The 25,747-nt window shown below is 74.9% G+C and carries 24 protein-coding genes; 20 read left to right on the forward strand and 4 right to left on the reverse strand.

Annotated elements, in window-relative coordinates:
* Nucleotides 1-27 precede the first annotated feature (27 nt).
* Both AC0VX0_RS04015 and AC0VX0_RS04020 read right to left on the reverse strand, forming a co-directional pair.
* Entirely contained in the window at nt 28-1,494 is a 1,467-nt protein-coding gene (locus AC0VX0_RS04015; protein ID WP_070709130.1) for a UDP-glucose dehydrogenase family protein, read from the reverse strand.
* 122 nt (nt 1,495-1,616) lie between these two features.
* Nucleotides 1,617-2,393, reverse strand: coding sequence for an IclR family transcriptional regulator (locus AC0VX0_RS04020; RefSeq protein WP_002856418.1), 777 nt, complete (start codon nt 2,391-2,393; stop codon nt 1,617-1,619).
* A 229-nt stretch (nt 2,394-2,622) separates the two neighbouring features.
* On the opposite strand from AC0VX0_RS04020, the gene leuC reads away from it, so the two are divergent.
* The 6 genes from leuC (at nt 2,623) to AC0VX0_RS04050 (ending at nt 9,112) form a co-directional block, all read left to right on the forward strand.
* Nucleotides 2,623-4,077, forward strand: coding sequence for a 3-isopropylmalate dehydratase large subunit (leuC, locus tag AC0VX0_RS04025; RefSeq protein ID WP_044659168.1), 1,455 nt, complete (start codon nt 2,623-2,625; stop codon nt 4,075-4,077).
* Between the two features lie 3 nt (nt 4,078-4,080).
* Nucleotides 4,081-4,686: a 3-isopropylmalate dehydratase small subunit gene (gene leuD / locus AC0VX0_RS04030; RefSeq protein ID WP_100058237.1), complete on the forward strand. Its 606-nt coding sequence runs from the start codon at nt 4,081-4,083 to the stop codon at nt 4,684-4,686.
* Between the two features lie 172 nt (nt 4,687-4,858).
* Nucleotides 4,859-6,187, forward strand: coding sequence for a UDP-N-acetylglucosamine 1-carboxyvinyltransferase (gene murA / locus AC0VX0_RS04035; RefSeq protein ID WP_002856412.1), 1,329 nt, complete (start codon nt 4,859-4,861; stop codon nt 6,185-6,187).
* A gap of 5 nt (nt 6,188-6,192) precedes the next feature.
* Nucleotides 6,193-6,942, forward strand: coding sequence for a lysophospholipid acyltransferase family protein (locus AC0VX0_RS04040; protein ID WP_257962982.1), 750 nt, complete (start codon nt 6,193-6,195; stop codon nt 6,940-6,942).
* On the forward strand, nt 6,939-7,976 hold the full coding sequence (locus tag AC0VX0_RS04045; protein WP_095347299.1) for an NAD(P)H-dependent glycerol-3-phosphate dehydrogenase: 1,038 nt from the start codon (nt 6,939-6,941) through the stop codon (nt 7,974-7,976). The genes AC0VX0_RS04040 and AC0VX0_RS04045 overlap by 4 nt, the downstream gene beginning before the upstream one ends.
* Nucleotides 7,973-9,112, forward strand: coding sequence for a D-alanine--D-alanine ligase family protein (locus AC0VX0_RS04050; RefSeq protein ID WP_100058750.1), 1,140 nt, complete (start codon nt 7,973-7,975; stop codon nt 9,110-9,112). The genes AC0VX0_RS04045 and AC0VX0_RS04050 overlap by 4 nt, the downstream gene beginning before the upstream one ends.
* 56 nt (nt 9,113-9,168) lie before the next feature.
* On the opposite strand, the gene AC0VX0_RS04055 is transcribed toward AC0VX0_RS04050, so the two are convergent.
* Nucleotides 9,169-9,648 carry a DUF3515 family protein gene (locus tag AC0VX0_RS04055; protein WP_069941790.1) on the reverse strand — a complete coding sequence of 160 codons (480 nt, stop codon included), beginning with the start codon at nt 9,646-9,648 and terminating at the stop codon, nt 9,169-9,171.
* A gap of 89 nt (nt 9,649-9,737) precedes the next feature.
* Here AC0VX0_RS04055 and AC0VX0_RS04060 point away from each other — a divergent pair, with 89 nt between their 5' ends.
* From AC0VX0_RS04060 to rsmD, 4 genes are read left to right on the forward strand one after another with little or no spacing between them, the layout of a single operon-like run.
* On the forward strand, nt 9,738-10,862 hold the full coding sequence (locus AC0VX0_RS04060) for an LCP family protein (protein WP_475451914.1): 1,125 nt from the start codon (nt 9,738-9,740) through the stop codon (nt 10,860-10,862).
* Nucleotides 10,859-11,899, forward strand: a complete 1,041-nt coding sequence (locus AC0VX0_RS04065) for a DAK2 domain-containing protein (RefSeq protein WP_049146002.1) — start codon at nt 10,859-10,861, stop codon at nt 11,897-11,899. The genes AC0VX0_RS04060 and AC0VX0_RS04065 overlap by 4 nt, the downstream gene beginning before the upstream one ends.
* A complete protein-coding gene (locus tag AC0VX0_RS04070; RefSeq protein WP_049146005.1) occupies nt 11,889-14,081 on the forward strand; it encodes an ATP-dependent DNA helicase RecG in 2,193 nt (730 codons plus the stop codon). The genes AC0VX0_RS04065 and AC0VX0_RS04070 overlap by 11 nt, the downstream gene beginning before the upstream one ends.
* Before the next feature lie 3 nt (nt 14,082-14,084).
* Entirely contained in the window at nt 14,085-14,648 is a 564-nt protein-coding gene (gene rsmD / locus AC0VX0_RS04075) for a 16S rRNA (guanine(966)-N(2))-methyltransferase RsmD (protein WP_161787770.1), read from the forward strand.
* A 237-nt stretch (nt 14,649-14,885) separates the two neighbouring features.
* Here the strand turns inward: rsmD and AC0VX0_RS04080 are convergent, their stop codons facing one another.
* Nucleotides 14,886-16,139, reverse strand: coding sequence for an aminotransferase class I/II-fold pyridoxal phosphate-dependent enzyme (locus tag AC0VX0_RS04080; RefSeq protein WP_475451917.1), 1,254 nt, complete (start codon nt 16,137-16,139; stop codon nt 14,886-14,888).
* A gap of 132 nt (nt 16,140-16,271) precedes the next feature.
* Between AC0VX0_RS04080 and coaD the strand changes: the two genes are divergently transcribed.
* The 10 genes from coaD to AC0VX0_RS04130 all read left to right on the forward strand — a co-directional run bounded on the left by coaD (nt 16,272) and on the right by AC0VX0_RS04130 (nt 25,742).
* Complete coding sequence (gene coaD, locus AC0VX0_RS04085) at nt 16,272-16,745, forward strand: pantetheine-phosphate adenylyltransferase (RefSeq protein ID WP_036338106.1); 474 nt, start codon at nt 16,272-16,274, stop codon at nt 16,743-16,745.
* Between the two features lie 68 nt (nt 16,746-16,813).
* Nucleotides 16,814-17,728 (forward strand): UTP--glucose-1-phosphate uridylyltransferase GalU, encoded by a 915-nt coding sequence (gene galU / locus AC0VX0_RS04090; RefSeq protein WP_336633752.1) that lies wholly within the window; start codon nt 16,814-16,816, stop codon nt 17,726-17,728.
* 174 nt (nt 17,729-17,902) lie between these two features.
* A complete protein-coding gene (locus AC0VX0_RS04095; RefSeq protein ID WP_073115630.1) occupies nt 17,903-18,475 on the forward strand; it encodes a YceD family protein in 573 nt (190 codons plus the stop codon).
* Nucleotides 18,476-18,477: 2 nt separating this feature from the next.
* Complete coding sequence (gene rpmF / locus AC0VX0_RS04100; RefSeq protein WP_002856390.1) at nt 18,478-18,681, forward strand: 50S ribosomal protein L32; 204 nt, start codon at nt 18,478-18,480, stop codon at nt 18,679-18,681.
* A 73-nt stretch (nt 18,682-18,754) separates the two neighbouring features.
* Complete coding sequence (gene rnc, locus AC0VX0_RS04105; protein WP_218587490.1) at nt 18,755-19,417, forward strand: ribonuclease III; 663 nt, start codon at nt 18,755-18,757, stop codon at nt 19,415-19,417.
* Nucleotides 19,418-19,421: 4 nt separating this feature from the next.
* Nucleotides 19,422-20,339 carry a bifunctional DNA-formamidopyrimidine glycosylase/DNA-(apurinic or apyrimidinic site) lyase gene (mutM, locus tag AC0VX0_RS04110; protein WP_371469762.1) on the forward strand — a complete coding sequence of 306 codons (918 nt, stop codon included), beginning with the start codon at nt 19,422-19,424 and terminating at the stop codon, nt 20,337-20,339.
* A gap of 50 nt (nt 20,340-20,389) precedes the next feature.
* Complete coding sequence (locus AC0VX0_RS04115) at nt 20,390-21,535, forward strand: LCP family protein (protein ID WP_371469760.1); 1,146 nt, start codon at nt 20,390-20,392, stop codon at nt 21,533-21,535.
* Nucleotides 21,525-22,697, forward strand: coding sequence for a glycosyltransferase family 4 protein (locus AC0VX0_RS04120; protein WP_371469759.1), 1,173 nt, complete (start codon nt 21,525-21,527; stop codon nt 22,695-22,697). Before AC0VX0_RS04115 ends, AC0VX0_RS04120 begins: the two co-directional genes overlap by 11 nt.
* Nucleotides 22,698-22,779: 82 nt before the next feature.
* Nucleotides 22,780-23,550, forward strand: coding sequence for a hypothetical protein (locus AC0VX0_RS04125; RefSeq protein ID WP_475451921.1), 771 nt, complete (start codon nt 22,780-22,782; stop codon nt 23,548-23,550).
* Nucleotides 23,547-25,742, forward strand: a complete 2,196-nt coding sequence (locus AC0VX0_RS04130; RefSeq protein WP_371469757.1) for a glycosyltransferase — start codon at nt 23,547-23,549, stop codon at nt 25,740-25,742. Before AC0VX0_RS04125 ends, AC0VX0_RS04130 begins: the two co-directional genes overlap by 4 nt.
* The last annotated feature ends 5 nt before the right edge of the window (nt 25,743-25,747 follow it).

Consider the following 25,747-nt stretch of genomic DNA (forward strand, 5'->3'; position numbering starts at 1 on the left):
ACGCCCGGGCCGGGGTCCGCGGGCGGGTCAGGCCGCGCGGAGGAGTCGCTCCGGGTCGAAGCGGTGGCCGAGGCCGATGACGTCCCACCCGTGCTCGCGCCACGCGGCGACGTCCAGGACGTTGCGCCCGTCGATCAGCAGGCGGGAGGCCACACGTGCGCCCACGGCGTCCGGATCCATCTCGCGGAACTGGCGCCACTCGGTCAGCAGCAGGGTCAGCTCGGCGCCGTCCACGGCCGCCTCGAGCGAGTCCACGTAGTCGAGCCGCGGGAAGCGGGCGGCCGCGTTGGCGTTGCCCTCGGGGTCGTACACCCGGACGTCGGCGCCGGCCGTGTAGAGACGGTTGGCGACGTCGAGGGCGGGGGAGTCCCGGACGTCGTCGGAGTCCGGCTTGAACGTGACGCCCAGCACGGCGATCCGCGTGCCGTTGAGCACCTGCACGCTCGCCGGGGTGGGGGCGGGCCCGGAGGCCTCGGCCCGGCGGATGCGGCCGTCGCGAGCCGCGGAGAGCACCTGCACCGCCAGGTCCACCACGCGGTCGCGGCGGCGCAGGTTGATGTCGTCCACCTCCGCCAGGAACCGCATGGTCCGGTCCAGGCCCAGCTCGGAGACGCGGGCCTGGAGCGCTCGGATGTCCTTGGGCAGGCAGCCGCCCCCGAAGCCCACGCCCGCGTTGAGGAACCGGCGTCCGATCCGGGCGTCGTGGCCGATCGCGTCCGCGAGGGTGCCGATGTCCCCGCCCACGTTCTCGGTGATCTCCGAGAACGCGTTGATGAACGAGATCTTCGTGGCCAGGAAGGCGTTGGCGGCCACCTTCACCAGCTCGGCCGTCTCGAGGTCCGTGCTGATCCACGGGGTGTCGGCCGCGAGCTGCCGCGCGTAGACGCGGCGCAGGATGCCCTCGGCGCGGGGCCCGTGCGTGCCGATGACGAGGCGGTCCGGGGTGAGCGTGTCCCTCACGGCGAAGCCCTCCCGCAGGAACTCGGGGTTCCAGGCGAGCTCGACCTCGCCCGGCAGTCCGGCCTCGGCGCGCACGGTGCGCACGAGCTCGGCCAGGCGGCGCGCGGTGCCCACGGGCACGGTCGACTTGCCGACGATCAGCGCGTCGCGGTCGATCGCCGCGGCGAGGGAGGCGACGGCGGCGTCCACATAGCTCAGGTCCGCCGCGGTCTCGCCCACCTTCTGCGGGGTGCCGACGCCGATGAAGTGGACGTCCGCCCAGCGGGCCGCCTCCGCGACGTCCGTGGTGAAGCGCAGCCGCCCGGAGGCGACGTGGGTGCGCAGCAGCTCGGGCAGGCCGGGTTCGTGGAAGGGCACCTCGCCGCGGGCCAGGCGCTCGATCTTGGCCGGGTCCACGTCCACGCCGAGGACCTCGAAGCCCAGCTCGGCCATGCACGCGGCGTGCGTGGCGCCCAGATAGCCCGTGCCGACCACGGACAGCCGCGGCGCGGCCTCCTGCTCGGCGGGGGCGGCGGGCGCGGTCGTCTCGGTCACGGCGGACTCCTCGGTGGTGCGGGGGCGGCGGTCGGGGACCTGGCCGACGCTAGGCCCCGCGGGTGAACGCGGGAAGAACGGGGTGTCTCCGCGGCGCGTCCCGTCGGTGGCGCGGGCGGGCCTCAGGCCTCGCCGGCGCGGATGAGCTCGGTGAGCCGCGTCGCGGCGGAGACGACGGCGTCCGCGTGCAGCCGGCCCGGCTGGCGGGAGAGCCGCTCGAGGGGGCCGGAGATCGAGACCGCCGCGATGACGCGGCCGCTGGGACCGCGCACCGGTGCGGACACCGAGGCGACCCCGGGCTCGCGCTCGGCCAGGGACTGGGCCCAGCCGCGCCGCCGCACCGCCGCGAGGACGGTGGGTGTGAACACGGCGCCGGCCAGTCCCTCGACGAGCCGCTCGTGGTCCTCCCAGGCCAGGAGCACCTGCGCGGCGGAGCCGGCCTTCATGGACATGCGGGCGCCCACGGGGATGGTGTCGCGCAGGCCCCAGGGCCGTTCCGCGCTGGCCACGCACACGCGGGAGTCCGCCTGCCGACGGAACACCTGGGCGCTCTCTCCCGTGGCGTCGCGCAGCCACAGCAGCACCGGGCCGGAGGCCGTGGTGAGCCGGTCCTCGCCGGCGGCGGAGGCGAGCTCGGCCAGGCGGGTGCCCAGCACGTAGCGGCCCTGCAGGTCCTTGCCCACCATGCGGTGGTGCGTGAGGGCGGCCGCGAGCCGGTGCAGCGTGGGCCGCGCGATCCCGGTGGCGGTGACGAGCTGGGCGAGCGTGGCCGGGCCGGACTCGAGCGCGTCGAGGATCGCCACCGACTTGTCCACCACGCCGACGCCGCTGGGATGCCGGTGGAGCGAGGGGCCGATGAGGTCGTCCTCGGTGGGCGGGCGCACGGGCTCGGTGGTCATGGGGTGATCGTAGTCGTCTCACTGCTCGGACGGACCGGGGGTGTCGGTGTGCGTCGCATGTGACCGGGCCGGCCGGCGCCAGGTCCGGCATGTGAGACGGAATCTCACGATATGGAATATCGCGCCGCGTGGTCGAGAACGGCCCCGCCGCGCCCCACAGTGGTCCGTGAGCACCGGCGCCCCGCGCCGGGCGACGACCGACAGGTGCGTGAGCAGGAAGGTGCGGCACATGACGACGGCGACGACGCGGCCCAGGACGCTGGCCGAGAAGGTCTGGGACGAGCACGTGGTGGTGCGCGGCGGGGGCGAGGGCGCCTCCCGCACCCCCGACCTGCTCTACATCGACCTGCACCTCGTGCACGAGGTGACGAGCCCGCAGGCCTTCGAGGGGCTGCGTCTGGCCGGGCGTCCGGTGCGTCGGCCCGACCTGACCATCGCCACGGAGGACCACAACACCCCGACGCTGGACATCGACCAGCCGATCGCGGATCCCACCTCGCGCACCCAGATCGAGACCCTGCGGGCCAACTGCGCCGAGTTCGGCGTCCGCCTGCACCCGTTGGGCGACGCCGAGCAGGGCATCGTTCACGTCGTCGGCCCCCAGCTGGGCCTGACCCAGCCCGGCCTCACCGTGGTCTGCGGCGACTCCCACACCTCCACCCACGGTGCGTTCGGCGCCCTGGCGTTCGGCATCGGCACCTCCGAGGTCGAGCACGTCCTGGCGACCCAGACCCTGCCGCTGAAGCCCTTCAAGACCATGGCGGTCACCGTGGACGGCACGCTGCGCCCGGGTGTGACGGCCAAGGACATCATCCTCGCGGTCATCGCGAAGATCGGCACGGGCGGGGGCCAGGGCTTCGTGCTCGAGTACCGCGGTGAGGCCATCCGGAACCTCTCCATGGAGGGCCGGATGACCATCTGCAACATGTCCATCGAGGCCGGCGCCCGCGCCGGCATGGTCGCCCCGGACGAGACCACCTTCGCCTACCTGAAGGGACGGCCCCATGCCCCCGAGGGCGCCGACTGGGACGCCGCCGTCGAGCACTGGCGCACCCTCGCCACGGATGAGGGCGCGGAGTTCGACGCCGAGGTGGTCATCGACGCGGACACGCTGGAGCCGTTCGTCACGTGGGGCACCAACCCGGGTCAGGGCGTGAGCCTGAACGACACCGTCCCCGCGCCCGAGGACTTCACCGACCCGGTGGCCCAGGAGGCGGCCCGCAAGGCGCTGTCCTACATGGACCTGGCCCCCGGCACGCCGATGAAGCAGGTCGAGGTCGACACCGTCTTCATGGGCTCGTGCACCAACTCCCGCATCGAGGACCTGCGGGCGTTCGCCGAGGTCGTCCGGGGCCGGCGCAAGGCCGAGGGGCTGCGCGTCATGGTCGTGCCGGGCTCGGCGCGCGTGCGTCTGCAGGCCATGGACGAGGGCCTGGACAGGGTGTTCGAGGACTTCGGGGCCGAGTGGCGGTTCGCCGGCTGCTCCATGTGCCTGGGCATGAACCCGGACCAGCTCGCCCCGGGGGAGCGCTGCGCGTCCACCTCCAACCGCAACTTCGAGGGCCGGCAGGGCAAGGGCGGACGCACCCACCTGGTGTCCCCGGTGGTCGCCGCGGCCACCGCCGTGCTGGGCCGCCTCGCCAGCCCGTCCGACCTGCCCGCCCTCACCCTCCAGGAGGCCTGAGCCATGGAGAAGTTCACCACCCACACCGGCGTCGGCGTGCCGCTGCGCGCCTCGAACGTGGACACGGACCAGATCATCCCGGCCGTGTACCTCAAGCGGATCTCCCGCACGGGCTTCGAGGACGCCCTGTTCGCCGGCTGGCGCCAGGACCCCGACTTCATCCTGAACACCGAGCCGTTCAGCGGGGGCACCGTGCTCGTGGCGGGCTCCGACTTCGGCACCGGCTCCTCGCGCGAACACGCCGTGTGGGCGCTCAAGGACTACGGCTTCCGCGCCGTGATCTCCCCGCGCTTCGCGGACATCTTCCGCGGCAACTCCGCCAAGCAGGGGCTCGTCGCGGCTCAGGTGGAGCAGGAGGACGTCGAGCGCATCTGGAAGGAGCTGGAGAACCGTCCCGGGACCACGGTCACCGTGGACCTCGTCACACGCACCATCGAGTGCGGGGATGTGACCGCCCCCTTCCAGATCGACGACGACACCCGTCGCCGGCTGCTCGAGGGCCTGGACGACATCGCCGTCACCCTGGGGCACCAGGCCGAGATCGACGCCTACGAGGCGGACCGCCCCGCGTACAAGCCCACCACCCTCCCGGCCCGCACGGCCGGCTGACCGGCCGCCGCCGGGGGCGCACCATTGCCGGGCGTGCCCGGCGACGCCCTATGCTGGGAGGCGATTCCGGGACCGCCCGCCGCACACGGCGGGCGGTCCCGTTCAGAGACCTCCCCGCTCCGGCGGAGTGGCCGAGACCGTGGCCCTGCGGCCGCGCTGAGGAAGGACGCGCATGGCGAAGCTCTTGACCATCCATGGCGGCAAGCCGCTGACCGGTGAGGTGACCGTGCGCGGCGCCAAGAACCTGGTGCCCAAGGCCATGGTGGCCGCCCTGCTCGGCAACTCGCCGTCCGTGCTCCGGAACATCCCCGAGATCAAGGACGTGGACGTCGTCAGCTCCCTCCTCGAGATCCACGGCGTGTCCGTGGAGTGGGACAAGGAGACCGGGCGGATCACGATGGACCCGGCCGGGGTGAAGTCGGCCCTGACCGCCGAGATCGACGCCCACGCCGGCGACTCGCGCATCCCGATCCTCTTCTGCGGCCCGCTCATGCACGCGATCGGCGAGGCCTTCATCCCCGACCTCGGCGGCTGCAAGATCGGCGACCGCCCGATCGACTACCACCTGGCCGTGCTGCGCAACTTCGGCGCCGTCGTGGACAAGCGCCCGGGCGGCATCTCCATCTCCGCCCCCAAGGGCCTGCACGGCGCCAAGCTCGAGCTGCCGTACCCCTCCGTCGGAGCCACCGAGCAGGTGCTGCTGACCGCCGTGAAGGCCGAGGGCATCACCGAGCTCAAGGGCGCCGCCGTCGAGCCGGAGATCCACGACCTCATCGCCGTCCTGCAGAAGATGGGCGCGATCATCACCGTGCAGACGGACCGCACCATCCGCATCGAGGGCGTGAGCGAGATGCGCGGCTACAACCACATCGCGCTGCCCGACCGCAACGAGTCCGCCTCGTGGGCCTCCGCCGCCCTGGCCACCCGGGGGGACATCTACGTCCGCGGCGCCGAGCAGCGCGACCTGACGGCGTTCCTGAACACCTACCGCAAGATCGGCGGCGAGTTCGACGTCGTCGACGACGGCATCCGGTTCTGGCACGCCGGCGGCGATCTCAACCCGCTCGTGCTCGAGACGGACGTGCACCCCGGCTTCATGACCGACTGGCAGCAGCCCCTCGTGGTGGCGCTGACCCAGGCCAAGGGGGTCTCCATCGTGCACGAGACCGTGTACGAGAACCGCTTCGGCTTCACCGACGCCCTCGTGCGGATGGGCGCCTCCATCCAGCTGCACCGCGAGTGCCTCGGCTCCGTGCCGTGCCGCTTCGGTCAGCGCAACTTCCTGCACTCGGCCGTGATCTCCGGCCCGACGCCGCTGCACGGCGTCGAGTTCGACATCCCGGACCTGCGCGGCGGCTTCTCCCACCTGATCGCCGCCCTCACCGCCGAGGGCACCTCCACGGCGACGGGCCTGGAGATCATCAACCGCGGCTACGAGCACTTCATGGCGAAGCTCGAGGGCCTCGGCGCCGACGTCGAGCTGACCGAACGCGACCGGTGAGCGGCGTGGACGCGCAGAGCCCTGCCGCCGCGGGGGGTCGTCCGACGCGTGCCGCGCGGGCCCCCTACGTGATCCCGGGGGTGATCGTGCGACCGGCGATGCGGGCCCTCGTCCGCCAGGTGTGGGAGGGGACCGAGCACCTGCCCGAGACCGGCGCGATCCTCGCCGTCAACCACATCTCGGAGGTGGACCCGCTCTCCGTGGCCCACATGGTCTACAACCAGGGCCTGCTGCCGACCTTCCTCGCCAAGGCCGAGCTCTGGAAGGTGCCCGTGCTCAAGCAGGTCCTCGAGGCCACCCGCATGATCCCGGTCGAGCGCACCCGCGACGGCGGCCGCTCGCTCGCCGCCGCCCGCGAGGCCGTCGCCACGGGCCGGGCGATCATCGTCTACCCGGAGGGCACCGTCACCCGCGATCCCGACGGCTGGCCCATGGCCGGGCGCAACGGGGCCGTGCGCCTCGCCCTGCAGACCGGCGCCCCGCTCATCCCCGTCGGTCAGTGGGGCATCCAGGAGCTGCTGCCGTACGGCGGCCGCTCCCTCCGCGTCCTCCCGCGCAAGACCGCCCGGATCCGGGTCGGCGCGCCCGTCGACCTCGCGGACCTGCGGGACCGCCCCGTGACGGCGGCGACCCTGCGCGAGGGCACCGGCCGCATGATGGCCGCGATCACCGACCTGGTCGCCGAGCTGCGCGGAGAACCGGCCCCGGAGGGCCGCTGGGATCCCACGGCCGGAGCGCGGGTGATCGGGGCATGAGCGATCCGCGCACCGTCGCCGTCCTCGGGGCCGGCAGCTGGGGGTCGGCCTTCGCCCGCGTCCTGGGCCTGAGCACCAGCCCCGAGCCCGCCCGCGCGTCCGAGATCGTGATGTGGTCCCGGCGGGCCGAGGTCGCCGAGGCCATCACCGAGCGACACGAGAACCCCGAGTACCTGCCCGGCATCACCCTGCCCACCTGCGTGCGCGCCGTCACCGACGCCGCCGAGGCGGTCCGGGGCGCCGGCGTCGTGGTGGTGGCCGTGCCCGCGCAGCATGTGCGCGAGACGCTACGCACCGTGCGCGCCGACCTGGCCCCGGACGCCGTCGTGGTCTCCCTCGTCAAGGGCCTCGAGCGCGGCACCGACGCGCGGATGTCGCAGGTCTGCGCGGAGGAGCTGGGCCTCAGCCCGGACCGGTTCGCGGTGGTCTCCGGACCCAACCTCGCCCTCGAGATCGCGCGCGGCGAGCCCACCGCCACGGTGGTCGCCTCGGCCTCGCGCGCGACGGCGGAGCGCATCGCCGCCCTCACGGCCGGCCGGACCTTCCGGCCCTACACGAACACGGACGTCGTGGGCGTGGAGATCGGCGGCGTGGTGAAGAACGTCATCGCGCTCGCCGTGGGCATCTGCGACGGGCAGGGGCTGGGGGACAACTCCAAGGCCTCCGTCATCACCCGGGGCCTGGCCGAGACCACCCGGCTGGCCGTCGCGCTCGGCGGCGACCCGGCCACCATGGCCGGGCTCGCCGGCCTGGGCGACCTCGTGGCCACGTGCGCCTCGCCCCTCTCCCGCAACCGCACGGCCGGCCGCCACATCGGCACCGGCCTCAGCGCGGAGGAGGCGGTGGCCGCCATGAGCCAGACGGCCGAGGGCATCAAGTCCGTCTCCGCCATCGTGCACGCCGCCCGCGCCCACGGTGTGGAGATGCCCATCAGCGAGCTGATGGACCGGGTGGTCGCCGGGGACGTGGCCGTGGACCGCCTCGCCGAGCTGCTGCTCGCCCGTGACCTGAAGTCGGAAGGACGCACCGCATGACCGCCACCCCCGCCCCGGAGGCCACCGCCGGCGCGCGTCCCCGCGTGCTCCTGCTCTTCGGCGGCCGCTCGAGCGAGCACCCCATCAGCTGCGTGACCGCGGCGGGCGTGCTGCACGCGGCCGACCGTCAGCGCTGGGACGTCGTGCCGGTGGGCGTGGCCCGCTCCGGCCTGTGGTCGCACGACGAGCTGGACGTGGCCTCGTTCCGCCTGGACAGCGACGCCCTGCCGGAGGTGCCGGAGCCCGCGGCCCCGGTGAGCCTGCGCGCCCTGCCGGACGGCACCGTCGAGCTGACCGCGGCCGACGGCTCCTCGCTGGGCCCGGTGGACGTCGTGTTCCCGCTGCTGCATGGCCCCTGGGGTGAGGACGGCACCCTCCAGGGCATGTTCGAGTCGCTGGGTCTGCCCTACGTGGGCTGCGGTGTGCTCGCCTCTGCGGTCGGCATGGACAAGCACTTCATGAAGGTCGCCTTCCAGGCCGCCGGTCTCGAGGTCGGCCCGTGGGAGACCATCACCGCCCGCGACTGGGCGCGCGATCCGGAGGCGGCCCTCGCCCGCGCTGGGGCGCTCGCCTACCCGCTGTTCGTCAAGCCCGCCCGCGCCGGCTCGTCCTTCGGCATCACCCGCGTCACCGAGCCCGCGAGCCTGCGCGTCGCCGTCGAGGAGGCCCGTCGCTTCGACCCCAAGGTCGTGGTGGAGGCGGGCATCGTCGGCCGCGAGATCGAGTGCGCCGTCCTCGACGGGCACGGCTCCGCCGCCCCGCGCGCCTCGCTGCCGGGGGAGATCGTCGTGGCCCACGACGAGGGTGAGACGCAGTTCTACGACTTCGAGTCGAAGTACCAGGACACCGGCACCACCCAGCTGTCCTGCCCGGCCGAGCTGCCGGAGGAGGAGATCGAGCGGCTGCGCGCCCTGGCGATCCGCGCCTTCGAGGCCGTGGACGGATCTGGCCTGGGCCGCTGCGACTTCTTCTTCACCCCGGACGGGCGCTGGGTGGTCAACGAGATCAACACCATGCCGGGCTTCACGCCCATCAGCATGTACCCGGCCATGTGGGAGCGGACGGGCCTGTCCTACGACGATCTGATCTCGGAGCTGCTGGACCTCGCCCTCGAGCGGGGCGTCGGCCTGCACTGACGCGGCCCGCGGCCGGCCCGGGCCACGGCGGTCGTGCCGGCCGGCCCGCGCCGGTCTCAGCCGACGGGTGTGGCGTCCTGCACGCCGACGCAGCCGCCGCTGGGCTCGATCTGCGCGACCGCCGAGGACAGGCCCACCATCACGGTGTCCGAGCTGGCCTGGTCCTTGCCGAACAGCACCTCCACGGCCGGGTCACGGCCGTAGGTGGTGATCCGCCAGTTCTCGTCCTCGTCCCGGATGACCCAGTCGATCCCGTCCACGGAGATGCAGCGGTCCGTGGTGGGGCCGGGGACCTCGGCGCCGCAGCGCAGGACGACGGCGGCCGGGTCACCCCACACGGCCGTCGCCTGGCTGTCGGTGGGGCGCAGGTCGAGGTCGCCCAGGGCGTCGGGCATGGCCACCATGGCCGGGGCACACGCCGGGTCAGCGGCGTGGGGCGCGGCCTCCACCGTGGCCACCCGTCCGGTGCAGGCCGTGGCGCCGAGGGCGATCGCGGTCAGGAGGGGCACGAGACGACGCAGACGGCGGGATTCCATCCGCCCAGGATACGTGCGGCGCCGGGACCCGCGGGGGCCCGTGCCCTAGCATGGGCGGGACCGTTCCCGTCCCCGCCTCAGGAGCCCACGTGAGCAGCACCGCGGACCCCCGCCCCCGCCCCCCGCAGGAGGACGTCGCCGTCGGGCGGCGCCGCCGTCGTCGCCGCCCGTGGCTGATCGCCCTGGCGGTCGTGCTCGTGGCGCTGCTGGCCGTGGGCATCGCGGCGGCGGTGTACGTCGGCGGGATCGCCCGGACCATCGACCAGGACACCCAGCGCTTCGACGGCGGCGCGTTCCCCGCCGAGTCGGGCCGCCCGGGCGCCGCGGGGGCGTCCGCCCAGCAGCCCACCGCGCCGCCGCCCGGCATGGACGCGGACCAGGCCGCCGAGGGCGCCCAGGGCCCCGTCGCCCCGGGCGCGGACGAGAAGGCGGACGAGCAGGCCCTCGACGTGCTGCTCGTCGGCGAGGACGCGGGCGCGGAGGGCCGTGACTCCGCCGGCCGATCGGACACCCTCATGTGGGTCCACGTGCCCGGGGACCGCAGCGAGATCCAGGTCATGTCCATCATGCGTGACATGTGGGTGCCGATCCCGGGGCACGGGGACCACAAGGTCAACGCCGCCTACCAGTACGGCGGCATCCCGCTGACGGTGGCCACCGCGGAGAACATGTTCCAGGCGCGCGTGGACCACGTGATCGCCGTGGACCTCGCCGGCTTCAAGGGCCTCGTGGACGCCCTGGGCGGCGTCAGCGTGGACAACCCCAGCGCCTTCGTCTCGACCGGCGGCGTCGACTTCCCCGCGGGCACCGTGCAGATGGACGGGGACAAGGCCCTGGCCTACGCGCGGGAGCGGTACAACCTGCCGCGCAGCGACTTCGACCGCGTGGAGAACCAGCAGCGCCTGGTCAAGGCCATCGTGGCCGCGTTCCTCTCCCGCGACACCCTCTCGGACCCGAGCCGCGTGCAGGCCGCCGTCGAGGAGTTCGCCCCCTTCCTGACCCTCGACGACGAGCTCGACTCCAGCACCCTCGCGAACCTGGCGTGGTCGCTGCGCGACGCGCGCGACGCCCCGATCGTGACCAGCACGGTGCCGTCCGTGGGCGTGGGCTACACGGACACCGGCGAGGACGTCGTGTGGCCGGACTGGGCGGCGATCGCCCGCCTGGGCGAGGGCATCCGCACCGGCACCCTGGGGGAGGCCGTGGCGCCGTGAGCACGCCGACCCGGCCGTCGCTGGTGCCGCACTGGCTCGCGCTCGCGGAGGAGCTCGTGGGCCGGGCCGCGCCGCGGCTCGACGCCCTGAACCTCTTCCCGGTCCCGGACGCGGACACGGGCACGAACATGCTGGCCACGCTGACGGCGGCCCGCACCGCGGCCGACGCCTGCCCCGCACAGGACGACGCCGGCGCCGTGCTCGCGCACGCGGGCGCGGCCGCGCTGGACTCGGCCCGGGGCAACTCGGGCATGCTGCTCGCGGTCGGCCTGGCGGGGATGGCCGAGCCTCTGCGCGGCCGGGAGCGTGTCGACGCGTTCGCCCTGGCGGCGGCGTTCGGAGCCGCCGACCGGGCCGCCCGGCAGGCCCTGTCGGATCCGCGCGAGGGGACGATCCTCACGGTGCTCTCCGCGGCCGCCCGCAGCCTCGCGCGCTCGTCCACCCAGGCCCCCGACACGCCCGCGGTGGCCGGGGACGCGGACCCGGCCGTGCGCCTCGGCCCGGCCGTGACCCTCATGCTGGCCGACTGCGTGCAGGCCGTGGAGGAGACCGAGTCGTTGCTCGCCCCGCTGACCCGGGCGCACGTCGTGGACGCCGGCGCCGTCGGGCTGCTCTGGGTGTTCGAGGCGCTGCGCTCCGTCGTGACGGGCACGCCCGTGGACGAGGAGCTGGCCACCGCGCTCCCCGGCTACGTCGAGGGCGCCCACGCCGCGGAGGGCGAGCCCGCCGCCGCGGCGGAGGCGCCGACCGAGGGGGCCGTCGAGGTGATGGGCACCCTGGCCCTGACCCCGCTTGCCGCGGCCGAGCTGCGCCGACGGTTGACCGACGTGGGGGACGCCGTGATCCTCGCCCCCGTCGGGACCGCCCGTGACGCGCAGGGCCGGGTGCCGTGGCGGGTCCACGTGCACGTGCCCCGCGCCGAGGACGCGATCGGCCCCCTGCGGGCCGCCGGCGACGTCGAGGGCCTGGCCGTCACCGACCTGGCCGAGCCGTCGCACGGCGACGACGCCGCACCGGATGGGTGCCATGGCCGCTGAGGCCCCCGTCACCGACCTGCCCCTGTCCGAGGTGCTGGGCGGGAAGCTGCCCGCCCGCCTCGAGAAGGAGCTCGGGCTGACCACGGTCGGGGACCTGCTGGACCACGTGCCGCGCCGCTGGATCGAGCGCGGCGAGCTCACCCCCATCGCCGCCCTGCCGTACGACGCCGAGGTGACCGTCGTCGCCGTCGTGGAGTCGGTGACCACGCGGCGCATGCACAGCCGGCCCGGGTTCATCGTGGACGTCACCGTCGCGGACCCGTCCGTGGCCGGCGTGCCGGGGGCGAGCCTGTCCATGGCCTTCTTCAACGGCCACGACGCCCGCCGCCGCCTCGCCCCCGGGATGACCGCCATGTTCCAGGGCCGCACGACCGAGTACCGCGGCCGGATCACGCTGAACAACCCGGACTTCGCGCTCCTGGACGACGACGTCGCCCCGGGGGAGGTGGACGTGCGACCGGTCCCGCTCTACCGGGCCACGGGGAAGCTGCCGTCGTGGACGGTCCGCTCCGCCGTCGCCCGGGTGCTCGAGACCGTCGACCTGGGACGGATCCCCGAGCTGCTCACCGAGCGGATCCGCGCGGAGGCCGCCGCGGCGCTCGACCTGGACGCGCCGCTGCCGGGCACCGCCCAGGCGTACCGGGACCTGCACGCCCCTCACGACGTCGCCGCCACCGGCCCGGCGCGGACCGCGCTGGCCCTGCGTGAGGCGCTGCTCGTCCAGGCCGCGCTCGCCTGGCGCCGGGACCGGGAGCGGGCGGTGCCCGCCGTGCCCCGCCCGCCGCGGCCCGGGGGCCTGCTCGAGGCCCTGGACGCCCGCCTGCCGTTCGCGCTGACGCCCGGCCAGGTGGCGGTGGGGGAGCAGCTGTCCGCCGAGCTGGCCCGGGACGCCCCGATGAGCCGGCTGCTGCAGGGGGACGTGGGCGCGGGCAAGACGCTCGTGGCCCTGCGGGCGATGCTGCAGGTCGTGGACGCCGGCGGCCAGGCCGCCCTGGTGGCGCCCACCGAGGTGCTCGCCGCCCAGCACCACCGTGCCCTGCTGCGCCTGATGGGCCCCCTCGCCGAGGCCGGCACCCTCGGGGCCGGCGACGGCCCGGCCACGAGGGTCGTGCTGGTCACCGGCTCGCTCAAGACCGCCGCGCGCCGCGAGGCGCTGCTGGCCCTGGCCTCCGGTGAGGCCGGGATCGCCGTGGGGACGCACGCGCTGCTCTCCGAGAAGGTGGGCTTCGCCGAGCTGGCCCTGGCCGTCGTCGACGAGCAGCACCGCTTCGGCGTGGACCAGCGCGAGGCCCTGCGGCGGGCCAACCCCGGCACGCACCTGCTCGTCATGTCCGCCACGCCCATCCCGCGCTCCGTGGCGATGACGGTGTTCGGCGACCTGGACCTGTCGGTGCTCGAGGGGCTGCCGTCCGGGCGTCAGCCGGTCACCACGCACGTGGCGCGGATGGCCCACGGCCCGCGCGTGATCGGCCGGGTGTGGGAGCTGATCGCCGAGCACGTGGCGGCCGGCCACCAGGCGTTCGTGGTGTGCCCGCGCATCGACCCCGACGACGCCGACCCGGGTCACGCCAACGTGGAGGAGATGACACCCCGGCTGCGGGGTCTCCCGGCGCTGGCGGGGCTGCGGATCGACGCCGTGCACGGGCGCATGGACCAGGCCGAGCAGGACGCGGCGATGCAGGCCTTCGCGCGCGGGGAGACGGACGTGCTGGTGGCGACCACCGTCGTGGAGGTGGGCGTGGACGTGCCCAACGCGACGGTCATGGCGATCCTCGACGCCGACGACTTCGGCCTGTCCACCCTGCACCAGCTGCGCGGCCGCGTGGGCCGCGGGCCCGGGGCGGCGGTCTGCCTGCTGGCCACGCGCCTGCCGGACGGGCACCCGTCGCTGCGCCGGCTCGAGGTCCTGGCCCAGGAGCAGGACGGCATGCGCATCGCGCAGGAGGACCTCGCCCAGCGCGGCGTCGGCGACGTGCTCGGCGCCGCCCAGTCCGGGCTGGCCTCGGGGCTGCACCACGTGGACGTCATCGCCGACGCCCCGCTGATCGCCGTGGCCGCCGACGCCGTCGCGCAGGTCATGGCGGCCGGCCCGGGGCTCTCCGCCCACCCGGCGCTCGCCGCCGAGGTGGCCCGCTGGGAGGCCGAGCACCTCACCGCCGCCGACTACCTCGAGAAGGGCTGAGCCATGTCCCGCATCATCGCCGGCGCGGCCGCCGGGCGTCCCCTGACCGCCGTCCCCGGCACGGGCACGCGCCCCACCACGGATCGAACCAAGGAGGCCCTGTTCTCCTGGCTCGAGGCCCGCGACTGGCTGGAAGGGACGGCCGTGCTCGACCTCTACGCCGGCTCCGGCGCCCTGGGGTGCGAGGCCGCCAGCCGCGGAGCGGCATCGGTGCTGCTGGTCGAGCGGGACCGGAAGGCCGTGGCCGCGTGCCGCGCGAACGCCGCGCTGGTCAACCGGGCGCGCGGGGCCGACGTCGTGCGCGTGCGCGCCGGAAGCGTGGAGCAGGCGCTCGCGGCGGAGGCCGCGTCCGTGGACCTGATCCTGGCCGACCCGCCGTACCCGGTGGCCGGCCCGCCGCTCGAGGCGGTGGTGGAGGCGGCGGCCGGACGGCTCGCCCCGGGCGGGCTGCTCGTGCTGGAGCGGGCGGCCCGGGACGTGGCGCCGCGCCGGCCGCGCGGCCTCGAGGAGGTCGAGGTGCGCGTCTACGGCGAGACCGCCCTGTACCTCTGGCAGGACGAGCGCTGACCCCGCCCACCCGCTTTCGTTCGGGAAACGGCGGCGTGTCGGCCTGCTTTCGTTCGGGAAACGGCGGCGTCTCGGCCCGTTCTCACCGGGGAGACGGGAGGGCGGAACGGACTGGGCTCAGCACGGAACCGCGAGCACGGCGGCCGCCGTTTCCCGAACGAAAATGCTCCGGGGACCGCCGTTTCCCGAACGAAAGTGCTCCGGGGGCCGCCGTTTCGTCAACGAAAGCGTCGGGGGTCAGGGCGCGCGCAGCCGCGGGGCCGCCTCGGCCAGGCGGCGCATCGCCTCGTCGATCGCATCGGGAGACTTGCAGAACGCCAGCCGCAGCCACGACCGCAGGTGGCCTCCGTCCGGGCGGCAGAGCGCGCCCACGGGGATGCCCGTGACGCCGGCCTCACGCGTCCACCGCACCGCGGCCTCGGCCGCGTCCGTCACACCCCACGGGGCCAGGTCCACGACGACGAAGTAGCCCGCCGCCGGGACGACCGGGTCCAGGCCCGCCTCCCGCAGGCCCGCCACGAGCCGATCCCGGGCGTCGCGGTACCGCTCGCGCTGGCCGGCGAGGTGCCGCTCGGCGTCGTCGGTGGGCAGGTAGGCACCCAGCGCGCGCTGGAAGGCGGGGCCGGAGGAGTAGGTGAGGAACTGCTTGACGGCGCGCGCGGCCCCGACGAGCTCGGCCGGGCCGGTCAGCCAGCCGACCTTCCACCCGGTGACCGCGAACGCCTTGCCCGCGCTGGAGACTGTCAGGGCGATGTCCTCGGCGCCCGCGACCGAGCGCAGGCTGACGTGCTCGCCCTCGTAGACGAGGTGGTCGTAGACCTCGTCCGAGAGGATCAGCACGCCCCGGGACCGGCACAGGGCCACGAGCTCCTCGAGCAGCTCCCGCGGATAGACCGCGCCCGTGGGATTGTGCGGGGTGTTCACGATGAGCAGGCGCGTGCGGTCGGTGATCGAGTCCGCCACCCGTGCCGGGTCCGGCAGGAAGTCCGGCGCCTCCACCGGCACGCTCACGTGCCGGCCGCCGGCCAGGGCGATCGTGGCGGCGTGCGAGTCGTAGAACGGCTCGACCGTGACGACCTCGTCGCCCGGGCGCACGAACGCCAGGACCGTCGCGGCGATGCCCTCGGTGGCACCCGTGGTGATCATGACCTGCGTGGCGGGGTCCTCCGTCACGCCCCAGTGGCGCCGGCGGTGCTCTGCGACGGCCCGCCGCAGCGCGGGGTCGCCCGTGCCGGGGGCGTACTGGTTGGGGCCCGCCAGCACGGCGTCGGCCGCCAGCCGCAGCAGCGCGTCGGGGCCGTCGGCGTCGGGGAAGCCCTGGCCGAGGTTCACGGCCCCGTGCTCGACGGCGAGGCCCGTCATCGTCTCGAACACGGTGGGCACGGGGCCGGCGTCACCGAGCAGGCCCGCGGCCGCCGCCGTGCGACGCCACGGCGCGTCCACGTCGACGTCGTGCCGTGCCGATCCGGGGGTGGGCTGGGTTCCGTCCATGGCCGCACTGTACCCATCGCCGCGGACCGCACACGGCGGCGCCTGCCGCGTCGGTCACGACCGCGACGCGCCGGAGCCGGACCGGACGGGCGCCCGTCGCCGCTCGGCGCGGCCCCCGCTAGGCTGGCACCCATGCGTCGTGCCGTCTGCCCTGGTTCGTTCGATCCCCTCCACAAGGGGCACGTCGAGGTGATCGCGCGAGCCGCGAACCTCTTCGAGGAGGTGGTGGTCGCCGTGTCCTCCAACCCGGCCAAGACGTACCGCTTCAGCGTGGACGAGCGCATCGCCATGATCGAGGCGACGGTGTCCTCCCTCGCCGGTGTCGCGGTCCGGCCCATGGGCCCGGGCCTGCTGGCCGAGTTCTGCCGGCAGATCGGCGCGGACGCGATCGTCAAGGGGCTGCGCGGCGGCGCCGACCTCGAGTTCGAGGCACCGATGGCCGCGATGAACCGCCACCTCACCGGGGTCGAGACGGTCTACCTCCCGGCCGACGCCCGGTACACCCACGTGTCCTCCTCGCTCATCAAGGAGGTCCATGGACTCGGTGGCGACGTCGCCGAGTTCGTCCCGGCCGCGGTCCTGCGCGGCCTCGACGGCGGGGCCTGACCCCGCCCGGCCCACCCGCGGGCCATCCCTTCGCTCGTCCCACCGCATCCACCGCAGGAGAACCGCCGATGACCGTCCCGCCCCCCTCCCGCCCCCGCACCCGCAAGGCCGTGATCCCGGCCGCCGGCCTGGGCACCCGCTTCCTGCCGGCCACCAAGGCCATGCCGAAGGAGATGCTGCCGGTGGTGGACCGCCCGGCCATCGAATACGTGGTGTCGGAGGCCCGGCGTGCGGGCCTGGCGGACGTGCTGATGATCACGGGCCGGAACAAGCGGGCCCTCGAGGACCACTTCGACCGCCATCCCGCGCTGGAGGCCGCGCTGGAGCGCAAGGGCGACGCCACGCGGCTCTCGCAGATCCGCGAGTCGGACCTGGTGGGGGACATCCACTACGTCCGTCAGGGCGAGGCCCTCGGGCTCGGCCACGCGGTGAACTGCGCACGCCGCCACGTCGGCGAGGAGCCGTTCGCGGTCCTGCTGGGCGATGACATCATCGGCGACGGCGAGGCGCTGCTCGAGCGCATGATCGACGTGCAGCAGCGCCTCGGCGGCTCCGTGATCGCCCTCATGGAGGTCCCGGAGGAGGCCGTCTCGGCCTACGGCGTGGCCGCGGTGCAGGCCGTGCCGGGGGAGGGCGACGACGTCGTCCGCGTCACCGACCTCGTGGAGAAGCCGGCCCGCGAGGACGCCCCCTCCACCCTCGCGATCATCGGCCGCTACGTGCTGGCCCCGCAGGTGTTCGACGTGCTGGACGAGACCCCGCCCGGCCGCGGCGGGGAGATCCAGCTCACCGACGCGCTGCAGAGGCTGGCCACGGAGGACGGTGAGGGCCGCGGCGTGCACGCCGTCGTCTTCGACGGCCGCCGCTACGACACGGGGGACAAGCTCGGCTATCTGCAGGCGGTCATCGAGTTCGGGACGCGGCACGAGGACCTCGGGGCCGACCTGCGGGCCTGGCTCCGGGAGTTCACCGCCGGGCTCTGAGCCGGGCCGGCGACGCGCGGGCCGCGGCCGGCTTTGGCCGAGGCGGACCCACCCGGTAGGATGGGCTGTCGGTCCGTCGTGGCTGGACCCGTGTCCAGGCCGCATCGCACCCCCGCAGAGGGCGTGCGGACGGGCCGTGTACCCCCGCCGTCCCACCCGCCGAGAGGAGCGACCATGGACAGCATCCAGCACCACGGCGCCGACTCGCCGTGGGTGATCCCCGTGCGCGATCTGACGCGCGGGGCCGGAGTCCAGCGCGAGCTGACGGCCGAGTGGCCCGCCCTTGCGGGCGTCTCCACGCCGCTGCTGGGGATCCCCGAGGGGGACCCCGTCGAACTGGACCTGCGTCTGGAGTCGGTGCACGAGGGCGTCCTCGTCACCGGCACCGCGGACGCGACCCTGAAGGGCGAGTGCGGCCGTTGCCTGCGCCCGCTGCACGAGGGGATCACCGTGGACCTGCAGGAGCTGTACCTCACCGGCACGTCCGAGGACGACGCCGGCGAGCAGCCGCTCGTGGTGCGCGAGACCGTGGACCTGGAACCCGTGTTCCGGGACGCCGTGGTCATCGCCCTTCCGTTCCAGCCGCTGTGCCGGCCGGACTGCGAGGGCCTGTGCGCCGACTGCGGCATCCGCCTCGAGGACGCGCCCGAGGGGCACGCCCACGAGCGCGTGGACCCGCGCTGGGCCGCCCTGGCCCACCTCGCGGGCACCTCAGAGACCTCCATCACCGAGACAGAAGAGAGATAGTCGTGGCAGTCCCGAAGCGGAAGATGTCCCGTGCCAACACCCGTGCCCGCCGGTCGCAGTGGAAGGCCACCGCGCCCGCCCTGGTGAAGTCCGTCGAGAACGGTCGCGTCTCGTACCGCCTGCCCCACCAGGCCGAGCTGAAGACCGACGCCGCCGGCACCCCCCTGTTCTTCGAGTACAAGGGCCGCAAGGTCGCCGACGCCTGAGATGGCGTCCCCATCGGCTCGCCGCGGGCCTGAGCCCGCGCCCGAGCCAGAAGAGCTGTTCGAGCGTCTCGGCGTGCACATCACCGCCGGGACGCTCGAACGCGCTCTGACGCACCGCTCGTTCGCCTACGAGCAGGGCGGGCTGCCCACCAACGAGCGCCTCGAGTTCCTCGGGGACTCGGTGCTGGGCTACGTGGTCACCGACCACATCTTCACGGTGTACCCGGACCTGGCCGAGGGCGACCTCGCGCGCCGCCGGGCCGCCGTCGTGTCCACGCGTGCCCTGGCGAAGGTGGCGCGCCGGATCGGCATCGGCCCGTTCGTGCGCCTGGGCACGGGGGAGCGCCGCACCGGCGGGGCAGACAAGGACTCGATCCTCGCCGACACCCTCGAGGCGCTCATCGGCGCCGTCTACGTGGACCACGGGCCCGTGGCCGCGGCCGCACTCGTGCACCGCCACGTGGTGCCGCTGCTGGACGAGCCGGACCTGCTGCGCGAGAGCACCGACTGGAAGACGGTCGTGGCCGAGGCCGCCAGCCGCCACGGTCTCGGCGCCGTCCGCTACGCGATCGAGGGGCAGGGCCCCGCGCACGACCCCCGCTACCGGGCCACCCTCGTCGTCGGCGAGCGCGAGTACGGCTCCGCCGTCGCCAGCTCCAAGAAGCAGGCCGAGCGGGACGCCGCGGCCGCCTCATGGCCCGCCCTCGAGGCGGATCTGCCGGCCGCGGGGCGCTGAGCCCGTGCCGGAGCTGCCCGAGGCCGAGGTCGTCCGGCGCGGCCTGGCCCGGTGGGCCACGGACGCCGTCGCCGCGGAGCTCGAGGTCCTCGACCCCCGCTCGCTGCGTCGCAGCCCCGGCGGTGCGGACGCCCTCCGGGAGCGGCTGCGCGGCGCCCGGCTGGCCGAGCCGGCTCGCCGCGGCAAGTTCCTCTGGCTGCCCCTGGCCGAGGGCGACGACGCCGTCGTCGTGCACCTGGGGATGAGCGGGCAGATCCGCGTGGACGAGCCGGGGGCCGCCGACCAGCGACACCTGCGCCTGCGCCTGCCCATCACCGCCGTGGACGGCTCCGCCCGCGAGCTGCGGTTCGTGGACCAGCGGATCTTCGGCGGCTGGTGGCTCGACGCGCTGCGGCCCGACGACGCCGCCGGCGGTGAGCGGATCCCCACCACGGCCGCCCACATCGCCCTGGACCCGCTGCACCCGTTGTTCGACCCCGTGGCCGTGCACGCGCGCCTGGCACGGCGCCGCTCCACCCTCAAGCGCGCGCTGCTGGACCAGTCGCTGGTCTCCGGGATCGGCAACATCTACGCGGACGAGGCCCTCTGGGGCGCCCGCCTGCACCCCGAGCGCCCGACCGAGCGCATGCGCCGGGCGGACACGCTGCGCCTCCTGGCGGCCGTCCAGGACGTGATGCGCCGGGCCCTGGAGGTGGGGGGCACGAGCTTCGACGCGCTCTACGTCAACGTGGACGGGCGATCGGGCTACTTCGCCCGCTCCCTGGCGGCCTACGGGCGGACCGGGCAGCCGTGTCGCCGCTGCGCCGCCGAGGGGATCGACTCCCGCATCGTCCGCGAGCCGTTCATGAACCGTGCGAGCCATCTGTGCCCGCGCTGCCAGCCCAGGCCGCGCCGTCGCCGGGCATCGACCGCCGACGCCTGATGAGGCGTCCGTAGACTGGCCTGACCCCCGACCTCGAGCAGGAGACCCGAGTGAGCCATCCCCCGGCCGCGTCCTGGACGCCCGAGCCCCTGCCGCGTCCCGCGTCCCCCCGCGACGACGCCCCGCCGGTCGCGCGGCGCCGCCGGCGCTGGCCGTGGGTCGTCGGCGTGCTCGCCGTCCTGCTCGCGGCGCTGCTCGGTCTGGGCGCCTGGTACGCGGGCTCGCTCGGGCGCACCTTCGACGACCACCGGCAGACGGTGGACGTGGGGGCGCTCGAGCAGGCGGCCGGGGACGGCCCGCTGAACGTGCTCGTCCTGGGCTCCGACTCCCGTGAGGGCGAGGGCGAGCAGGACATGGGCCAGCGCTCGGACACCATGATGCTCGTGCACATCCCCGCGGACCGTCGCCAGGTCTACGTCATGTCCGTGCTGCGGGATTCGTGGGTCACCGTGCCCGGCCACGGCGAGGCGAAGATCAACTCGGCCTTCGACAGGGGCGGCTACGCGCTCGCCGTGGACACGGTGGAGCTGCTGCTGGGAGTGCCGATCCACCACGTCCTGGAGGTCGACTTCCAGGGCTTCCGGGGCGTGACGAACGCGCTGGGCGGCGTCGAGGTCTGTAACCCGCAGGCCTTCTCCTCCGGTCAGGCCAACCCCTCGTACTACCCGCGCGGGCACATCCTGCTGCAGGACACGGCCGCCCTGCGCTACGTGCGCGAACGGCACGCCTTCGACGACGGCGACGTCACCCGGGTGAAGAACCAGCAGCGCTACCTGGCCGGGGCGATGGACCGCTTCCTCAGCCCGCAGATCCTGGGCAATCCCGCCCGCACCACCGAGGTCGTCGCCACGTTCTCCGACCACCTCGGTGTGGACGAGGGGCTCACGTCCGGCGTGATCGCCTCGCTCGCGTGGCAGCTGCGCGACGTCCGCGGCGAGGACGTCGAGATGTTCACGGTGCCTCGCAAGGGCTTCGCGGAGGGGCCGAACGGCGACGCCATCGTCGAGCTCGACGAGGACAAGCTGGCGGACCTGCGCTCCGCCCTCGGCGACGACGACGTCCAGCGCTATGTCGACGAGCACGAGCCCACGAAGGAGAAGAAGGCCCAGGCCGCCGGCGGGCCCGCCCCCGTGCTGACCCTGCTGACCGGCACCACGCCCGCACCCGCCCTCGGGGAGGACCCCTGTGACGACTGAGCCGCGCCGCCCCCGCCTCCTGCTCGTCTCCCACTCCTACCGACCCGAGCGCACCCCGCCCGCGCGTCGCTGGGGCGCGGTCGTGGCGGCGCTGCGGTCGGCGGGCTGGGACGTCGACGTCGTCGCGCCCGGGGGTGTGCGCCCCTTCGCCGGGCCCGACGGCGAACGTGTCCTGCCCACGCCTCGCCTGCCCCTGGGGGAGGCCGGCCGCAACGGCCGCTTCGCCGAGGCGGTGGTGCACGCGCTGCTCGCCGTCCCCCGTGGGATGGCCACCCGACGCCCGGACGTGGTGGTGGCCACCGTGCCCGCGCTGCCCGTTGTGGTGCCCGGCGTCGTGCTGTCCCGCCTCTGGCGCCGTCCGCTCGTGCTGGAGATGCGCGACGCCTGGCCGGATCTCGCCCATGAGGCCGGGGTCCACCAGGGCCTGCTGGGCGTTGCGATGGAGCGTGTTGTGACTGGCGGCCAGCGCGCGGCCCGACTCGTGGTGACCGTCACGGACGGCTTCGCGGAGACGCTGCGCGGGCGCGGGGTGCGGGTGGTCCGCACCCTGGGCAACGGCGTGGACCTGGCTCGCCTGGCGGTGGCGCCCCGGCGGGAGCGGGCCGCCGGTGAGCTCCACGTGCTGTACCTGGGCAACATGGGCGAGAGCCAGGGGCTCGAGCGGCTCGTCGACGCCGCGGCGACGCTGCATCGCACCCGGCCGGGGGTGCGCGTCCGGCTGGTCGGGGAGGGGACCCGGCGTCCGGCGCTGGAGGCCCGCAACGCCGAGCTCGGCTCGCCGGCCGAGATCCTCGGACCCGTCCACGGCGCGGCCGTGGCCGAGCAGTACGCGTGGGCGGACACGCTGGTGGTGGCCCTGCGTCCCGACTGGCCGAGCTTCCGGCACACCGTGCCCTCCAAGACCTACGAGGTGCTCGCCGTCGGCCGGCACGTCACGGGCCTGGTGACGGGGGAGGCCGCCCGCACCCTCGAGGCGGCCGGCGGCGCCGAGGTCATCGGCCCGGACGTGGACGACCTGGTGCGGCACCTGACGGCGCTCGCGGACGACCCGCACCGCACCGACGTCGGCACGGGCGGACGCGACTGGGTGCGCCGCCACGCCGACCTGCCGGCCGTGGCCCGCCGCTACGAGCGACTGTTGCGCCGCGTCGCCGGTCGCTGAGCCCGACGTCGGCCCCTTGCTAGGGTTGACGCCGCCGCACCCGGCCGGGTGCACTCCACCGGGACACCGAGGAACGGTTCTGATGCCAGCTGGGAAGTCCATCCGTCGGGTCGCGCGCGCGGGCGCTCGCCTGCTGCCGCCCGAACAGCGCCGTCGGGTGCGCCGCACCGGCGGCGCGCTGCTGCGCAGGCTGCCGCCGCAGCTGGCCGAGGAGGTCCGCGGCGTGTTCGGCATCCGCTGGGGCGCCCCTCCGGCGCACGCCCGGCCGGCTGACGCCCTGGGCCTGGCGGGCGGGCAGGCCCGTGCCCGCCCCGGCAATGTCTCCCTCACCGGCCGCGGTGCCGCCGCCGTCGGCGCCGATCCGGAGGCCGCGGCCCGTCTCGAGCGGGCCCTGGGCCTGGCCGACACGTCCCGCACCGAGCAGGGCGGGCGGGCCGTCGGCGTCGTCGCAGCCCCGGACGTGCGCGCGGCCCTCGCGACCGCCGGGCACCGCGTCGTGCCGCTCGTGCCGGGCACCGCGGGCGCGGTGGCCGAACGCGTGGAGGCCGTCGTCGTGGACGTGGACGGCGTGGACGGACCGTGGGCCGGGGCCCTCGACGCCGCCGGCGCGGCCCTCTACCTCGAGCTGCGGGGTGCCGTGAGCGCGGCCGCCGCGCGCGGGGTCACCGTCTGGGTGCTCTCCCGGGGCCGTCACCGGCACCGGCTCGGGGCCCTCGCCCTGCTGCACGCCGAGGACGTCATCGTGGTCGAGGCCGGCGCGGGCCGGACGCCGTTGCACTTCACCGAGGACCCGGGCGACGCACCCCAGGGGATCGCCGATGTCCTCGCCGCCTGCCCGGAGGAGAGCGCATGAACACGCAGCACCCCGACCGCCTGACCGACGCCGCCGGCGTGCGCGTCCTGCTCTACGGCGACGTCGACCTGAACGTCATCGACGGCTCCGCCACGTGGCTGCCCTCGTTGGCGGAGACCCTCGCCCGCACGGGTGCGAGCGTGGACGTCCAGCTCAAGGCCGTCGAACGCCGGGACCTGCTCACCGCTCCGCTGCGCGCCCTGACGGGGGTGCGCGTGCTCCCCGCCGAGCCGGCGGCCGGGCAGGGGGGGATGACCCCCTCCCGTGCCGCGGATGTGCTGGCCCGCCGGGACGACGAGTCCCGGTACGACGTGGTGCTCGTGCGCGGCATCCACGCCTGCCTCGAGCTCGCCGACCGCGGTGCCTTCCCGGGGCGGCTGTGGTCCTACGTGACCGAGTACGGCTACGTGGAGGACGGCTTCCCGGCCGGGCGCGTCGAGGAGCTCGGCCGCATTGCCGCGGCGAGCCGTCTGATGCTGGCCCAGACGCCCCAGGCCCGCGCCGTGCTCGAGGCGATGGTCCCGGCCGCCGCCGGGCGCACCGAGCTGCTCTCGCCGATGGTGCCGGACGGGCTCGCTCCGGCCGAACGCGGCGAGGCGCCCGCCGACGGCCCGGTGCGTGTCGTGTACACGGGCAAGTTCGCCCACGACTGGCGCACCGACCTCATGCCGGACGTGCTGACCGCCCTCCATGAGGCCGGTGTCCCGGCCACGCTCACGATGGTGGGGGACAAGGTCCACCCCGAGCGGGACCGGCCCGGCTGGGCTGCGGCGATGCGCTCCCGCCTCGAGGCGGACCGGCCCGACTTCGAGTGGACCGGAGCGCTCTCCCGCGAGGAGTCCATGGCCCGCACCGCGGCCGCGGACGTCTCTCTGGGCTGGCGCGCCCCCGCCCTGGACCTCTCGCTCGAGATCTCCACGAAGGTGCTGGAAAGCTGCGCGGTCGGAGTGCCGCCGCTCCTGAACCGGACCGTGGCGCATGAGGAGCTGCTGGGGGCCGACTACCCCCTGTTCGTGGACGGGGTGAGGGACTCGGCCCGCGATGTGGCCGCCCGCATCGCGGCCGCCCGCCACGACCTGCCGACCCTCTCGCGACGCGTCGTCGAGGCCGCCGCCCCCTACCGCATGACCGCGCGCGCACGTGCCCTGACGCGCGTCATGGACCGGCTCGGTCTGCTCGACCGACGGCCCGCCCGCGGCGGGTCACGCACCCGCGTGGTCCTGGCCGGCCACGACCTGAAGTTCGCGGGCGAGCTCGTCGACCTGCTGCGGGACGACCCGGGCGTCGAGCTGCGCATCGACCACTGGCAGGGCCTGCACCGCCACGACGAGGCCGCCTCACGCCGCCTCGTCGAGTGGGCCGACGTCGTCGTGTGCGAGTGGGCGGGCCCCAACGCCGTCTGGTACGCCCGCCACAAGCGCCCCGGCCAGCGACTCGTGGTCCGCCTGCACATGTTCGAGCTGCGCGGCGGCTGGCTCTCCGCGCTCGAGACCGACGCCGTGGACCGCCTCGTGACCGTCTCCGATCTCTACCGGGACCTGGTGCGCGAGCACCTGCCCATCGACCCCGCGCGGGTCTCGGTGATCCCCAACGCCGTGTCCGTGGCCGACCTGGACCGTCCCGGCCTGCCCGGTCGCCGGTTCCGGCTCGGCCTCGTCGGCGTGGTGCCGCTGCGCAAGCGCCTGGACCGGGCCGTCGACCTGCTGGAGATCCTGCGCGCCCATGACGAACGGTTCACCCTGCACGTGCGCGGCCGCATGCCGTGGGAGTACCCGCACGAGTGGCGCAAACCCCTCCAGCGCGAGGGCTACCTCGACCTGTTCGCCCGCCTCGGCGCCGGTCCGCTGCGCGAGGCCGTCGCCTTCGAGCCCTTCGGGGCGGACATGGGCTCGTGGCTGACGAAGATCGGCTGGGTGCTCTCGCCGTCCACCACCGAGAGCTTCCACCTCGCGCCCGCCGAGGGCATGGTCTCGGGCGCGGTCCCGCTCGTCTGGGACCGGCCCGGCGCGAGGGGCGTGTTCGGCGAGGAGTTCGTGCTCGACGACACCGACGCCGCGGCGCGGCGGGTGCTGGAGGCGACCGCCGACGACGCGCGGTGGGACGCGCTCTCGGCCCTGGCCCGGGACCGGGTGCGCTCGTACGACGAGCGCGTCGTGGCCAGTCTGTGGCGCGAGGCGCTCGGGCTGAACTGAAGCAG

The organism is Micrococcus sp. iso_26 (genome assembly GCF_056172975.1).

Coding starts and splice junctions, on each gene's coding strand:
- murA (WP_002856412.1), top strand. CDS start 4,859: ATGGCGAAGCTCTTGACCATCCATGGCGGCAAGCCGCTGACCGGTGAG.
- AC0VX0_RS04055 (WP_069941790.1), bottom strand. CDS start 9,648: ATGGAATCCCGCCGTCTGCGTCGTCTCGTGCCCCTCCTGACCGCGATC.
- AC0VX0_RS04130 (WP_371469757.1), top strand. CDS start 23,547: ATGAACACGCAGCACCCCGACCGCCTGACCGACGCCGCCGGCGTGCGC.
- AC0VX0_RS04080 (WP_475451917.1), bottom strand. CDS start 16,139: ATGGACGGAACCCAGCCCACCCCCGGATCGGCACGGCACGACGTCGAC.
- AC0VX0_RS04050 (WP_100058750.1), top strand. CDS start 7,973: ATGACCGCCACCCCCGCCCCGGAGGCCACCGCCGGCGCGCGTCCCCGC.
- AC0VX0_RS04125 (WP_475451921.1), top strand. CDS start 22,780: ATGCCAGCTGGGAAGTCCATCCGTCGGGTCGCGCGCGCGGGCGCTCGC.
- galU (WP_336633752.1), top strand. CDS start 16,814: ATGACCGTCCCGCCCCCCTCCCGCCCCCGCACCCGCAAGGCCGTGATC.
- rsmD (WP_161787770.1), top strand. CDS start 14,085: ATGTCCCGCATCATCGCCGGCGCGGCCGCCGGGCGTCCCCTGACCGCC.
- AC0VX0_RS04095 (WP_073115630.1), top strand. CDS start 17,903: ATGGACAGCATCCAGCACCACGGCGCCGACTCGCCGTGGGTGATCCCC.
- coaD (WP_036338106.1), top strand. CDS start 16,272: ATGCGTCGTGCCGTCTGCCCTGGTTCGTTCGATCCCCTCCACAAGGGG.
- leuD (WP_100058237.1), top strand. CDS start 4,081: ATGGAGAAGTTCACCACCCACACCGGCGTCGGCGTGCCGCTGCGCGCC.
- AC0VX0_RS04070 (WP_049146005.1), top strand. CDS start 11,889: ATGGCCGCTGAGGCCCCCGTCACCGACCTGCCCCTGTCCGAGGTGCTG.
- leuC (WP_044659168.1), top strand. CDS start 2,623: ATGACGACGGCGACGACGCGGCCCAGGACGCTGGCCGAGAAGGTCTGG.
- AC0VX0_RS04020 (WP_002856418.1), bottom strand. CDS start 2,393: ATGACCACCGAGCCCGTGCGCCCGCCCACCGAGGACGACCTCATCGGC.
- AC0VX0_RS04045 (WP_095347299.1), top strand. CDS start 6,939: ATGAGCGATCCGCGCACCGTCGCCGTCCTCGGGGCCGGCAGCTGGGGG.